Genomic DNA, 13,204 nt, shown 5'->3' with positions numbered 1-13,204 from the left:
ACCCGACGGGGAAACCAACGGGCGGCGACCCGCGCCATGCGCGAGCCACCGCCCGGTTGGGAGCCGGTTGGATCAGGGTGTGCCGGTCGTGAGGTGGGTATCCATCCCGAGGTTCTTCTCGACGCGAGGGTCGCCCGCGTCCGCGAAGTAGTCGCCCTTGATCGTCTCGTCGAGGCCCGGCGCCACCTTGAGTGCGCGCAGGACCAGGGTGAGCACCACGGCGATGATCACGTTGATGGCAAAGGCCGTCGTCGCGATGTAGCCCATCTTGCCGATGGTGGGGATGATGTCCAGCGAGCCGCCGAAGTGGGCCTTGGTCGCTGGGTTGATCACGTTGTACGCCGTGATCGTGCCGTAGACCATGCCCACCGCCCAGCCTGCGAGCAGACCCCAGCGGTGGAACCACCGGGTGTAGAGCCCGAAGACGATCGCGGGGAACGTCTGCAGGATCCAGATGCCTCCGAGGAGCTGGAAGTTGATGGCGTTCTGCTTGTCGAGGGTCAGGACGAACACCAGCGCAAACGCCTTGACCACCAGGGAGCTCAGCTTGGAGACCCGGGCCTCCTGGGCGTGGGTAGCGTCGGGCTTGATGAAGTCGCGGTAGATGTTCCGGGTAAAGGTGTTGGCTGCCGCGATCGACATGATGGCCGCGGGTACGAGGGCACCGATGGCGACTGCCGCGAACGCCACCCCCGCGAACCAGTTCGGGAACGAGTCCTCGAACAGCTGGGGGATGACCAGCTGCGGGTTGAGCTTGCCGTCGAGACCGATCGGCTTGGTCTTGGCGGCGATGGCCACCCATCCGAGCAGGGCGAGCAGGCCCAGTACGAACGAGTAGGCCGGCAGGATGGCCGCGTTGCGACGGATCGTGTTGCGGCTCGAGCTCGACAGGGTCGCCGTGATCGAGTGGGGGTACATGAACAAGCGCCAGCGCCGAGCCGACCGCCAGGGTGGCGTAGGCCCAGTACTGCTGGGCGCTGGGGATGAACGCACCCGTCGGCTTGCCGGTCACCTTGCTCGGCGTCGCCATCTTGGTCTGGGCGGCGCTGAAGATGTGGTCCCAGCCACCGAACTTGGACGGGAGGTAGATGACCGCGACGATGATGACGAGGTAGATCAGCCCGTCCTTGACGAAGGCGATGACTGCGGGCGCGCGCAGGCCACTGGAGTACGTGTAGGCCGCGAGCAGCGCGAACGCGATGAACAGCGGGAGGTCCTTGGCGAGGGCGTTGCTGCCACCGAGGCCGGCCACCTCGAGGACGGCCTGGATGCCGACGAGCTGGAGCGCGATGTACGGCATCGTCGCGAGGATTCCCGTGACCGAGACGGCCAGCGACAGCCCGCGGGAGCCGTAGCGGCCCTTCACGAAGTCGGCCGGCGTGACGTATCCGTGCCGGTGGCTGACCGACCAGAGCCGCGCCATGAACACGAAGATGATCGGGTAGAGCACGATCGTGTAAGGCACGGCGAAGAAGCCGCTCACGGCCCCCAGCGCGAACATCGCCGCAGGCACCGCGACGAAGGTGTATGCCGTGTAGAGGTCACCGCCGAGCAGGAACCACGTCACCCAGGTGCCGAACCTGCGGCCGCCGAGGCCCCACTCGTCGAGCGACTCCATGCTGTCGGCCTTGCGCCACCGGGTCGCCCAGAAGCCCATGCCCGTCACCACCGCGAACAGCACGATGAGGACAGCCAGCGCGACGTAGTTGACGCCGCTGGTCCCGGCGGCCGCGGGCACCATGACGGTCATCGGGTCACCTCACCGGCGTCGGCCCGGTGCCCGGTCATCGGCCGGTGCGGGCGCGCCTTGAGGACCAGCCGGTAGGCCGTGTAGGTCAGGCCCGAGCAGAGGAACACCCACAGGAACTGGTACCAGATGAAGAACGGGAAGCCCCACAGCACGGGGTCCTTCTTGGCGTAGCTGCCCACCCACAGGAGGGCGACGATCGGGATGGCCAGCAGGACGCCGGCGATCGCGAGCAGGCCCTTGTTGGCGGGCGGGACGGTGTCGTGGTCGACGTCGTTGTCGATGCTCACCTTGACCTCCAGATGGGAAGTGGCGGCTGCCGAGGGGGCAGTCCGCTTTGTACGGTATTCCTGACTGGCCGGTAACTGTGGGATGTCACAACAGTCACATCAGCCCCCTCGTCGGGCCGCGGCATACCCAGCGCGAGCGAACTGCGCGCACCGACGTCCTACCTCGCCGCGAGCCCGTGTCTGCTCAGCGGGACGCGAGTCTGCGCAGATCGCGGTCTGCCTGGCGCAACGCACCCAGCACTCGCTCCACGATGAGCTGGGGGCGGTCGAGCTGGGCCCAGATCACCCGGACCACGAGGTAGCCCAGTGCCCGCAGGTCGTCCTCGCGCCGCTTCTCGGCCCAGAGGTCGTCTCCGGATGTTCGACCGCCCATGCCGTACTTGGATCGCCCGTCGAACTCCACGACGACCCGGTCGCCGACGAGGAAGTCGACCCGGGCCACCTCACGCCCGAGATCGTCGCGGACATGGTGTTGTGACCGCACGCGCGGTGCGCCGGGGAGCGCCTGGAGCACCAGGCGCGTCCGGGTCTCGCCGACCGACTCACAGAGCGGGTCGGCGAGGTCCACCGCTTGGCGCGCCGCCACAAGCCCGGGCGTATGCCGCATGGCGCCGAGCGCCTGCCCGAGCTCCTCGAGCGTGGTGACCCTGCGGTTCAGGGCGGCGTCCGCAGCGACGATGCCGGCCTCCAGGCCGTCGACCACCGCCGTCCCGATCACCGCCAGGGTGGCATTCGTCGAGGGCGCCCCGGTGGCACGGAAGGTGACCAGGTCGCTCGGCGACACCGACTCGTGGATGTGCAGGTCGCCCCGGACCCGCGACGATCGGCCGGCCACGCGGCATACGTGAACGATGGTTTCGTCGACGTGCCAGAAGGGGGAGGCCGTGCAAGGCAAGAGCCGAGTGATGGCTGGCCGCCACGCGGCCGCCGAACGACCTGAGCACCGCGAGCGTGGTGAGCCGATGCCGGGCCTCGGGAGTCGTGGCCGCGCGCTGGGCGGTAGTGAGGACGTAGGCGCGGGGGCCGACGTTGGTGATCTCGCCGGCCCGAACCAGAGCGTGGAGCTCGTTACGGCTCACGCCGACCGCCGTCGCGTCGCTGGTCGTGAAGACGCCGCCCCAGAGGGCCGCCCGGCTGAGCAGGATCTCGGACATGGGGCGAGGCTGGTCGTCCCAGGTTGCCGGTGCAGCGCCAGACGAACGGGGCTGTGGACGCCGGGGGTCGGTGGGGGAGGTCTGTGCACAGACGGCCCGCACGCTGCGCAGACAGCGGGTGCCTGCGCAGACGGACGCCCCTCTGCGCAGTGCAGAGAGGCGTCCGTCTGAGAAGGTGCATGGCCGGGTCAGGCGGCCTTGGTCTCCTTGAAGATCGTGTCGATCTCGGCGATCTTGGACAGCAGCTCGTCGGCCTTGGCGGCGTCGAACTCGCCCTTGGTGCCGGAGGCGCCCGCCAGCTTGGTCGCCTCGTTGAAGAGGGTGTGCAGCTGGGGGTACTTCTCGAAGTGCGGAGCCTTGAAGTAGTCGGTCCACAGCACCCAGAGGTGGTGCTTGACGAGCTCGGAGCGCTGCTCCTTGATGATCGTCGCGCGCACCCGGAAGTCGGGGTCGTTGTTGTCGGCCACCTTGGCGATGATCGCCTTGATGGACTCGGCCTCGATGCGGGCCTGTGCGGGGTCGTAGACACCACAAGGCAGGTCGCAGTGGGCGCTGACCTCGGTGGTGCGGAACATTCGGGAGAGCATGCGAATCCCTTCTGCGAAGTTGATGATCACGTGCTCGTTCAACCTACCCCGGGCTCCCGGGCGCCGCACGGCGCCCCCGCAGGGGATGGGGGATCCGGAACAGCACCAGGGCGCGGATCTGGTCGCGGGCCAGCGAACCGATGCCGTGGGTCCACGAGTCGGCCACGCCGGGTGCGCTCTGGTTGTCGCTCTCCACCCAGTACCGCCGGGGGTCGGCTGGGTCCCGCCCGGTGACCCGCTTGATGGCGAGCGGGCGCGGTTGCCCGGACTCGTCCGGGGGAGGCGCACGATGGCGAGCCGACCCAACCGGGGCGGCGCGCCGCGCAGCACGAGCATCCGGTCACCGGTGTGCAGCGTCGGCTCCATCGACCGTCCGCGGACGGTGACGACGCCGAGTCCGATGGCCATCAGCCGTGCTCCTCCTCCTGGCGCATGCGGCGCAGGAACGACCTGGTGCGCTCGTGCTGGGGGTTGGAGATGACCTGGCTCGGCGGTCCCTGCTCGACGACCACGCCACCGTCCATGAAGACGATCCGGTCGGCGGCCTCTCTGGCGAAGGCCATCTCGTGGGTGACGACGATCATCGTCATGCCGTCTTGCGCCAGGTTGCGCATGACCTTGAGCACCTCGCCGACGAGCTCGGGGTCGAGGGCCGACGTGGGTTCGTCGAACAGCATCAGCTTGGGCTTCATGGCCAGCGCTCGCGCGATCGCGACGCGCTGCTGCTGCCCGCCCGAGAGCTGGGCCGGGTAGGCCTTGGGCTTGTCCTTGAGGCCGACCTGCTCGAGCAGCGCGAGGGCACGCTCCTTGACCTCGGACTTCTTCTCGCCCTTGACCTGGATCGGCGCCTCCATGATGTTCTCGAGGGCTGTCATGTGGGGGAAGAGGTTCCACCGCTGGAACACCATGCCGATGTCGCGACGCTGCGCGGCGATCTGCTTGTCGGTGAGGTGGTGGAGGTGGCCGCCACGGTCCTCGTAGCCCATGAGATCCCCGTCGACCCAGATCCGGCCGCCGTCAATCGACTCGAGCTGGTTGATGCAGCGCAGGAACGTCGTCTTGCCCGATCCCGAGGGGCCGAGCAGGCAGACGACCTCGCTCTTCGCGACGTCCATGTCGATGCCCTTGAGGACCTCGTTGCCGTGGAACGCCTTGGTGACGTTGACGGCGTGGACCAGGGGTGCGTCAGTAGCCGCCATCAGAAGGCACCTCCTCCGCCGCCGCCGCGAAGCGAGAGCAGCTTGGCCCGGACGCTGGGGTTGGCGCCGCCCGTGGTCCCGAAGCCGCGACCGAACCGCCGCTCGAGCCAGTACTGACCGACCATGAGGACGCTGCAGACGATGAGGTACCACGCGGTGGCGGCCACATACGTCGGCATGATCTTCAGGGTGCGCGAGCCGATCGTCGAGGCCTGGTAGAACAGCTCGGCGTTGACCGGGATCGCGATGAGCAGCGAGGTGTCCTTGACCATGGCGATGGTCTCGTTGCCAGTCGGGGGCACGATCACGCGCATCGCCTGGGGGAGCACGATGCGGCGCATCGTCTTGCTGGACGACATGCCGAGTGCCTGGGCTGCCTCGACCTGTCCGCGGTCGACGGACAGGATGCCGGCTCGCGCGATCTCGGCCATATAGGCGGCCTCGGACAAGCCCAGGCCGATGACGCCCATCAGCAGGGTGCTGCTGAACTGGTTGACGTTGAGGGAGAAGAACGTCAGGTGCGAGCTCAGCCCGAACAGCTTCGAGATCTGCTGGCCGAACGGCACCCCGATGTCGAAGTTGCTGTAGAGGTAGCCCAGTCCGGTGCCGAGGATGACGAGCAGGACGTAGCGGGGGATCGCGCGGAAGAACCAGGTGTAGACGAACGCGACGCCGCGCAGCACCGGGTTGCTGGACAGCCGCATGATGCCCACGAGCACACCCAGGCCGACGCCCAGGATCATGGCCAAGAAGGTGCCGAGGATGGTGCCCTGCACCAGGCCGTTGAGGACCGGGTTGAAGTTCATCACCTGCAGCGCGAACGGGAAGTCCCAGCGCGGGTTGGTGATGAACGAGCTGATCATCATCGCCACGAGCACGGCGATGAAGGCCAGAGCCACCCATCGCCACGGGTGGGGCACCGGCCGGGCGTGGATCGCGCCCGGCCGGCCTTCGGTTGTCTCAGCCATCAGTTCGCCAGCCTCAGGGGTTGACGGCGAAGTCGGTGATCGCGCCGGTGTCGTTGCCCCACTTGGTCAGCGTGGCCTTGTAGGTGCCGTCGGCCGCGATGGCCTTGAAGGCATCCGCAATGGCCTGGGCGAAGTCCGTCTCGCTCTTCGGCACGACGATGCCGTAGGGGGCCGAGTCGTAGATCGCACCAAGGGCCTGGAGCTGCCCGCCCGTCTGCTTCACGGCATACAGCCCGACGGGGGAGTCGGCGAGCATGGCGTCCGACTTGCCCGAGATGACGCTCGCGGTGACCTTGCTCTGGTCGGCGTCGATGATCTGCTTGATCGCCGGCTTGCCCGCGTCGGTGCACTTCTTGGAGCGGGCCGTGAGGTCATCGATCTGGGTGGTGCCCTTCTGGACGCCGATGCTCAGGCCGCAGGCGTTGTTGGGGTCGACGTGCTTGGGGTTGCCCGTCTTGACCGCCCACTGGGTGCCGGCGTTGAAGTAGCTCACCATGTTGACCTGCTTCTTGCGGTCGGCGTTGATGGTGAACGAGGAGACACCCACGTCGTACTTGCCGGACGTGACGCCGAGGATGATCGTGTCAAAGCCGGCGTTCTGGAACTGCGCCTTCAGGCCCAGCTTGGCGGCGACGGCAGTGAAGAGGTCGACGTCCATGCCGACGACCGTCTTGCCGTCGGTGTCGATGAACTCGTTGGGCGCGTAGGACGCGTCCGAGCCGACGACCAGCGTGCCCTTGGACTTGATGTTCGCCGGGACCTTGGCAGCGAGGGCGGGGTCAACAGTGGCGCTGGTGGAGCTGCTCGAGCTGCTGGACGAGCTGCCCGATGCGCTGCTGTTGCCCAGGGTGTTGGAGCCGCAGGCGGACAGGGCGAGTCCGGCGGTTGCCAGCCCCGTGATGAGGACTGCGGTGGGGCGGAGGCGGTGGGTCATGCGGTGAGGTCCTTCCTCGTATGCCGGGGGGCCCCTGGAGTGGTCCAGGTCACCCGCTGGGGGTTATGGGGCATCCTGCCAGCATGGGTCGGCGGGCGTGCTAGATCCCTAGGTTCCGAAACAGTCTCAAATCTGAGATGTATCGCCTGAGCGCTCGCTGAGCGACAGTGTCCCCCGGCGGGCCGCCATCCCATATCGGACATTCCGTCGGGGCGACACGCGTCACAGTCCGTTCGCAACGGTGGTCTGCGCCGCGCGCCTGTGCCACGATGGGCGAGCGGGTCACCCCCGCGTCTGCGTTGAGAGGCCACACCCGGCTGTTGTTGACCGCGGCAAGATCCGTGCGCGGTGTGGCCCCCGCTGTTCCTTTTCCCGTCCGAGGTGACTTCTCATGTCTGCGTCCCTGTCGTACCCGCTGTTCGACCCGTCCGACCCGGTCTTCCGGGCGCACGAGGGCGGCAAGCTCGGGGTACACGCCACGCAGCCACTACGAGACCGTGCCGACCTGGCGTTGCTGTACACCCCCGGCGTCGCGGACGTCTCCCGTGCGATCGCTGCGGACCCCTCGCTCGCCTCGAGGTACACGGCGCGGAGCAACACCGTGGCGGTCATCACCGACGGGACCGCGGTGCTCGGCCTCGGGGACATCGGTCCGCTTGCTGCCATGCCGGTCATGGAGGGCAAGGCGGTGCTGTTCAAGCACTTCGGTGGCGTCGATGCTGTGCCTGTCTGCATGGAGACGGGCACGGTCGACGAGCTCGTGGATGCGATCGCGCGCATCGCGCCCACCTATGGCGGCATCAACCTCGAGGACATCTCGGCACCGCGGTGTTTCGAGATCGAGCGTCGGCTGCAGGAGCGCCTGAGCATCCCGGTGTTCCACGACGACCAGCACGGCACGGCAATCGTGGTGCTCGCCGGCCTGATCAACGCGGCGCGCGTCGTCGGTAGGTCGCTGGAGTCGCTGCGCGTCGTGGTCTCGGGGGCTGGCGCCGCCGGCGTGGCGGTGACGAAGCTGCTGGCCCGCGCGGGAGTGGCCGACATCGTGGTCTGCGACTCGCGCGGGGTCATCGCTCCGGCTCGTACTGACCTCGCCGACCACAAGCGCCGCCTCGCCGCGACCACGAACCCGCGGGGCATCTCTGGATCGCTGGGGGAGGCGCTCGTCGGCGCGGACGTGTTCGTTGGCGTGTCGGGCGGGTTCGTGCCCGAGGCGGACATCGCACGGATGGCGCCGTCGTCGATTATCTTCGCGCTCGCGAACCCCGACCCGGAGGTGCACCCCGAGGTGGCCGGTCGGTATGCCGCGGTCGTGGCCACGGGGCGCTCGGACTTCCCGAACCAGATCAACAACGTGCTCGCCTTCCCGGGGATCTTCCGCGGTGCGCTGGACTCAGGCGCGCCGCAGATCACCGAGGCGATGAAGCTGGGGGCCGCCCAGGCCATCGCCAGCCTCGTCGAGAACCCGACGGCCGGCGAGATCGTCCCCAGCGTCTTCCACGAGGGAGTCGCGGACGCGGTGGCAAGCGCGGTCCAGGCCCTGAGCTGACGGGTTGAAAGTCGGCTCGCGCTCCGGTGGGTGCTGTGCAGTACACCGACGGCGCCCGAGCGTCATGGCCGCGCGGCGGGTCGCTCCACCGATCTTGGCCGGCCCGTCCAACTAGGATGTGTCACGCTCGTTCTGCCCGCCCACGATCTTGGGGTTTCAGCTGTGCACCTTCTCATCACCGGCGGCGCCGGCTTCATCGGGTCGAATCTTGCCCGGCTGGCGCTGACCAACGGCCACCAGGTCACCGTGATCGATGACCTCTCGACTGGCTACGAAGAGAATGTCGCGGGCTTGGACATCGCGCTCATCCGCGATTCCATCCTCTCGCCAGAGGCAATGGCGCGAGCGGTGCGCGGCGTGGATTCGGTTGTCCACCTTGCCGCTCTGGGCAGCGTGCCCCGAAGTATCAAGGACCCCATGGCCACCCACGCAGCCAACGCCACGGGCACGCTTTCGGTGCTGGAGGCTGCTCGGGCCGCTGGCGTGGGTCACGTCCTCGTCGCCTCATCCTCGTCGGTCTATGGACTGAACCCGGCCCTGCCCAAGAGCGAGCGCGAGTGGGTGCGGCCGATGAGCCCATATGCGGTCACCAAACTTGCGACTGAGCAGTACCCCCTCGCGTACCAACAGTCCTACGGCATGGAGTCTGTCGCCTTCCGCTTCTTCAACGTCTACGGCCCAAGGCAGAGGGCCGGCCATGTGTACGCCGCGGTCATCCCGACGTTCATCGACGCCCTCCTCAATGGCCAGCCCCTGCCGATCAACGGTGACGGGAGCAACTCGCGAGACTTCACCTACGTCGGCACCGTGTGCCGCGTGCTGCTGGATGCCTGCGAGCGCCGAGTCTCGCACCCAGAGCCGGTGAACCTCGCCTTCGGTACCAACACCGCCCTGACCGAGCTGGTCGAGATGATCGAGTCCGCGTCGGGCCTGAAGGCGGAAGTGGTTCACCGGGAGCCACGACCGGGGGACGTCAAGCATTCGCAGGCGGACAACGCAGTCCTTCGTTCACTCTTCCCGGATATTTCGCCGGTGCCCCTCGAGCGAGGCTTGGCTGAGACCGTCACCTGGTTCAAGGAGATGCAGTGAGCAGAAATCTTGTCGTCGTCGGTCAGGGCTACGTGGGACTGCCCATGGCGCTGCGTGCGGCCGAGAAGGGCTTCATGGTGGTGGGGCTGGACACCAATGTCGCTGTCGTCGAGGCCCTGAACTCCGGTGTCTCGCACATCGACGACGTCTCGGACGACGAGCTGAAGACGGGGCTGAGTTCTGGCTACCGCGCCTCGAACGATCCCGCCGAGATGGCTACCGCGGACGTCATCGTGGTGTGCGTTCCCACCCCGCTGAGCGAGGACGGCGGTCCTGACCTCGGTGCCGTGAAGGGGGCTGCGACGGCGATTGGCGAGCACGTGCAGCCGGGGGCGCTCGTCATCCTCGAGTCGACCACCTATCCAGGGACCACGGAAGAGGTGTTCGCGCCGCTCGTTCTCGGACCTGGGCGGCAAGCAGGAACAGACATCCGAATCGCGTTCTCGCCAGAGCGGATCGACCCCGGCAACCGTGAGTACGGCGTCAAGAACACCCCGAAGGTGGTAGGCGGCCTGACGCCCGAGTGCACCAGAGCCGCGCGCGACTTCTACGCAGAGTTCATCGACACGGTGGTCGAGGCCAAGGGCGCGAAGGAGGCCGAGATGGCCAAGCTGCTCGAGAACACCTTCCGCCACGTGAACATCGCACTGGTGAATGAGATGGTGCGGTTCTCGCACGAGCTCGACATCGATCTCTGGGACGCTATCGACTGCGCCGCCACGAAACCCTTCGGATACATGGCATTTCGGCCGGGTCCAGGGGTAGGGGGCCACTGCATCCCAGTCGACCCGTCGTATCTGAGCCACCGCGTCAAGGCGCAGCTTGGCTACGCGTTCCGGATGGTCGAGCTGGCCGAGGAGATCAACACTGCCGCGCCCCTCTACGTTGCCAACCGAGTCTGGCAGGCTCTGAACGAGCGGAAGATCGCCGTCAACGGGGCCAGGATCCTGCTCCTCGGCGTGACCTATAAGGCCAACATCTCGGACCGGCGCGAGAGCCCAGCGGATCCCCTGGCAAAGCGACTGCTCGAGTGGGGCGCGGAGGTTCGGTATCACGACCCCTACGTGCCCGAGTGGACGATCAAGGCAACCGCGGGCAAGAAGCTCATGTGTGAGAAGGACCTTTCTGAAGCCGTGCGAGAGGCGGACATCGTCGTTCTCCTCCAGGCACATTCCGAGTACGACCTTGACGGCATTGCAGCCGAGAGCAGTCACCTGCTCGATACTCGAGGTGCGCACTTCGCGTCCACCGCCCACGTCTCGCGGCTCTAGGACGAGGGCCTGTTCGTGAATTCCCAGCAGATTGCAGCCGGTGAGCGCTGGCTGATCGAAGGCGGGGGCACCGAACTGGAGCTCGGCGCCGCCGTGGTTCTCTGGTTTTGGGAGACACCTGGGCCGTCGCACGTTCGCGATCTGAGTGCTGCAGGGAAATCATGCAGCGTGAGCGTGATCGGCCCGTTCATCGGGCTGCCTCCGGAAGGCATTCGCCGTGGGTATGCAGTCCTCGTGGTCACCGATCGGGCTGTGCCTCGCCCCACCGTGTGTCTGAGTGTCGGATGGTCCGACGGGGACACCGAACTGGTGGAACTGCCCTTCCGCCAGGTGGACCGACGTGTCGCGTCGGGTCTGGACGTGCCCGCGCCCACGGTGGCCATCTGCATGGCCACCTTCGAGCCCCGTATGGACCTCTTCACCAACCAGGTTCGGTCGCTGCAGGCGCAGTCGACGTCAGACTGGATCTGCCTGGTCCAGGACGACGGAAGCTCGGCCCAGACCCTTGAGCACATGCAGGAAGTCTTTGGCGATGATCCGAGGTTCGTTCTGGAGGAGAACGCCGAGAACGTGGGCTTCTACCTGAACTTCGGGCGGTCCCTGGCCAGGGTCCCGGCCGGCACGCGATACGTGGCGCTGTGCGACCAGGACGACACGTGGTACCCCGACAAGCTTGAGTGCCTGGTGGGGGCGCTGGACGCAGATCCGACAGCAACTCTGATCTACAGCGACATGCGCGTGGTGGACGAGACAGGCACAGCCATCCGAGACGACTTCCCACTGGGCGTCGCCTCGGACCGGGGTATTGAGGCCATGGTGGTCGCCAACCTGGTGACTGGCTGTTCGACCTTGTTCCGCGCCTCACTCCTCGACGTCGCGTTGCCGCTTCCGGAGGCCAGAAACGCCTATCACGATCACTGGATCGCCACTGTTGCAGCCGCGCGGGGGTGTGCGCCTACTATCCGCGTCCGCTGATGGATTACTACCAACACGGCAACAACACCTTGGGCTATCGAGGCTCGCATGCCTTCTTGATCCTCAAGTTGCTCGTGGCGATTATCGCAACCCCAGCCATCGCACTGGCGGCCGTGTTCTCGCCGACGCGAAGGATGGTTCGGCGTTACTTGGACATCATGCTCAACCAAACTCGGGATGAGTACATCGTGAGGGAGACGTTCCGGGTCGCCCTGCAGAGCCGGGCCGGTGTCCCGGCCCCCCAGGTGCCATCGCGACGCCGGGGCCGAGCCCTCCAGCTCGCAGTTCAGACACTCACCGGCGTTCGTCGTGGGTCCGGCTACACCGCCATCTCGCTCCGGTTGTATGCCGCGGCGCTGTTGGACTGGGCGATTTCCCGCATTGACGCCTCACTGCGCTGAACCGACGCAACAGTGCCGGCCCGGCGGCCCCACCCGTCGCCTCAGCCGTCGGTCATTCCTCGCGTAGGACCCAAGCGGCTTGGTCCCCCGCGGCGGCTCGGTTGAGCTTCACAGCTTCGTGGGCGAGCGTGCGTAGCTCGGCCGCCGAGAGTTCCGGAGGACGTACGGCCTGCGGAGGCCGGCCCGCGTCCAAGTCGGCGGCGATCTGGTCGCTGCGCCAGAACTGGACGGCGGTCGAGTCGTCGATCACAGAGGACACTCTCAGGCCCACCTGAGCGGCGAGAGCCTCCACCCCGAGCCGGCTCGCGATTGTGAGATGTCGAGGGGCGTCCAGCTGAAACCACGCCGCGCCATAGCGCTGAAACGCCCAGCTGGAGACGGTCGGCATCCTGATGAGGATGCTTCCGCCGGGTGCCAATGCCTTCTTTGCGAGGGCCAGCTCCGCCATCGGGTCAGCGACGTGCTCAAAGCTGTGATGGAACATGACGATGTCCCAGCCGGTTCCGGACTCACCCAGATGACCTCGCTCGAGTTTGGCGCCAGATGTCAGGAGTCGGTCCGCTGGAAGATAGGGATCGACGCCGAGGACATTCGTCAATCCTCCAAGGGCCAAGAGGTGGACGAGGAAGCCAGACCCGCTGCCAACATCGATGATCCTTGTCGAGCGCCCGCGACGCAGACCCGCTCGTGCCACGCTTCTGAGGATGCCGGCATACCGAGCTGCCTCGCCGTTCCGAGTGGCGCGGACGACAGACTCACCCGGCGACCCGCCCCACAGTGCGGTCGTTGCAAGGAGGCGAGCCGGAAGTCTCCGTCTGCCGCCGAACAGGATCTCCGGATCTTGACCTATCGAGTAGTACTCGCCTGGGTAGTACTCGTCCATGGCGGGGGGGACATCGCGAAGGACGGCCGACTTGCATGCCTGACAGATGTCGTATTGGAACCATTCGCCTTGACCAAACATGGATTCCGGGACAGCGATCGATTCGCCGCTTTGGTTGCCACCACAGTAGGGGCACGCGAACGGCGAAGCGTTTGGT

14 protein-coding genes and 2 pseudogenes are annotated in these 13,204 nt (G+C 66.9%); 5 read left to right on the top strand and 11 right to left on the bottom strand.

Annotated elements, in window-relative coordinates:
* Positions 1–72: 72 nt before the first annotated feature.
* The 10 genes and pseudogenes from GKE56_RS18225 to GKE56_RS08765 all read right to left on the bottom strand — a co-directional run bounded on the left by GKE56_RS18225 (position 73) and on the right by GKE56_RS08765 (position 6,879).
* Positions 73–918 (bottom strand): hypothetical protein, encoded by an 846-nt coding sequence (locus tag GKE56_RS18225; RefSeq protein WP_370518363.1) that lies wholly within the window; start codon positions 916–918, stop codon positions 73–75.
* A 169-nt stretch (positions 919–1,087) separates the two neighbouring features.
* Positions 1,088–1,618: pseudogene (locus tag GKE56_RS18220) on the bottom strand (sodium:solute symporter); the annotation flags it as partial.
* Positions 1,619–1,746: 128 nt separating this feature from the next.
* Positions 1,747–2,037 carry a DUF3311 domain-containing protein gene (locus GKE56_RS08790; protein WP_230208847.1) on the bottom strand — a complete coding sequence of 97 codons (291 nt, stop codon included), beginning with the start codon at positions 2,035–2,037 and terminating at the stop codon, positions 1,747–1,749.
* A 184-nt stretch (positions 2,038–2,221) separates the two neighbouring features.
* A complete protein-coding gene (locus GKE56_RS08785; protein ID WP_154684227.1) occupies positions 2,222–2,872 on the bottom strand; it encodes a hypothetical protein in 651 nt (216 codons plus the stop codon).
* A gap of 244 nt (positions 2,873–3,116) precedes the next feature.
* Positions 3,117–3,191: pseudogene (locus GKE56_RS18215) on the bottom strand (hypothetical protein); the annotation flags it as partial.
* A gap of 188 nt (positions 3,192–3,379) precedes the next feature.
* Positions 3,380–3,778: a superoxide dismutase, Ni gene (sodN, locus tag GKE56_RS17415; protein ID WP_230209308.1), complete on the bottom strand. Its 399-nt coding sequence runs from the start codon at positions 3,776–3,778 to the stop codon at positions 3,380–3,382.
* A gap of 43 nt (positions 3,779–3,821) precedes the next feature.
* Entirely contained in the window at positions 3,822–3,974 is a 153-nt protein-coding gene (locus tag GKE56_RS17410; RefSeq protein ID WP_230208846.1) for a hypothetical protein, read from the bottom strand.
* Positions 3,975–4,185: 211 nt separating this feature from the next.
* Positions 4,186–4,977 carry an amino acid ABC transporter ATP-binding protein gene (locus tag GKE56_RS08775; protein ID WP_154684225.1) on the bottom strand — a complete coding sequence of 264 codons (792 nt, stop codon included), beginning with the start codon at positions 4,975–4,977 and terminating at the stop codon, positions 4,186–4,188.
* Positions 4,977–5,945, bottom strand: coding sequence for an amino acid ABC transporter permease (locus GKE56_RS08770; protein ID WP_154684224.1), 969 nt, complete (start codon positions 5,943–5,945; stop codon positions 4,977–4,979). Before GKE56_RS08770 ends, GKE56_RS08775 begins: the two co-directional genes overlap by 1 nt.
* A 13-nt stretch (positions 5,946–5,958) precedes the next feature.
* Positions 5,959–6,879 carry an ABC transporter substrate-binding protein gene (locus GKE56_RS08765; protein ID WP_154684223.1) on the bottom strand — a complete coding sequence of 307 codons (921 nt, stop codon included), beginning with the start codon at positions 6,877–6,879 and terminating at the stop codon, positions 5,959–5,961.
* A gap of 391 nt (positions 6,880–7,270) precedes the next feature.
* On the opposite strand from GKE56_RS08765, the gene GKE56_RS08760 reads away from it, so the two are divergent.
* The 5 genes from GKE56_RS08760 (at position 7,271) to GKE56_RS08740 (ending at position 12,164) form a co-directional block, all read left to right on the top strand.
* Positions 7,271–8,428 carry an NADP-dependent malic enzyme gene (locus GKE56_RS08760; RefSeq protein ID WP_154684222.1) on the top strand — a complete coding sequence of 386 codons (1,158 nt, stop codon included), beginning with the start codon at positions 7,271–7,273 and terminating at the stop codon, positions 8,426–8,428.
* A 162-nt stretch (positions 8,429–8,590) separates the two neighbouring features.
* Positions 8,591–9,517, top strand: a complete 927-nt coding sequence (locus GKE56_RS08755; RefSeq protein ID WP_154684221.1) for an NAD-dependent epimerase/dehydratase family protein — start codon at positions 8,591–8,593, stop codon at positions 9,515–9,517.
* Positions 9,518–9,561: 44 nt separating this feature from the next.
* Positions 9,562–10,788, top strand: a complete 1,227-nt coding sequence (locus GKE56_RS08750) for a nucleotide sugar dehydrogenase (RefSeq protein ID WP_230208845.1) — start codon at positions 9,562–9,564, stop codon at positions 10,786–10,788.
* 15 nt (positions 10,789–10,803) lie between these two features.
* A complete protein-coding gene (locus GKE56_RS08745) occupies positions 10,804–11,763 on the top strand; it encodes a glycosyltransferase (RefSeq protein WP_154684219.1) in 960 nt (319 codons plus the stop codon).
* 188 nt (positions 11,764–11,951) lie between these two features.
* A complete protein-coding gene (locus tag GKE56_RS08740) occupies positions 11,952–12,164 on the top strand; it encodes a hypothetical protein (protein ID WP_154684218.1) in 213 nt (70 codons plus the stop codon).
* 52 nt (positions 12,165–12,216) lie between these two features.
* Here GKE56_RS08740 and GKE56_RS08735 read toward each other — a convergent pair whose 3' ends face one another.
* Entirely contained in the window at positions 12,217–13,047 is an 831-nt protein-coding gene (locus GKE56_RS08735; protein ID WP_195908060.1) for a class I SAM-dependent methyltransferase, read from the bottom strand.
* Between the last annotated feature and the right edge of the window lie 157 nt (positions 13,048–13,204).

Origin of the sequence: Nostocoides sp. HKS02 (genome assembly GCF_009707485.1) — a bacterium.
Lineage (GTDB): Bacteria > Actinomycetota > Actinomycetes > Actinomycetales > Dermatophilaceae > Pedococcus.
Note: the sequence above shows the minus strand (reverse complement) of the source record. Positions and strands in the feature narration are given on the sequence as shown.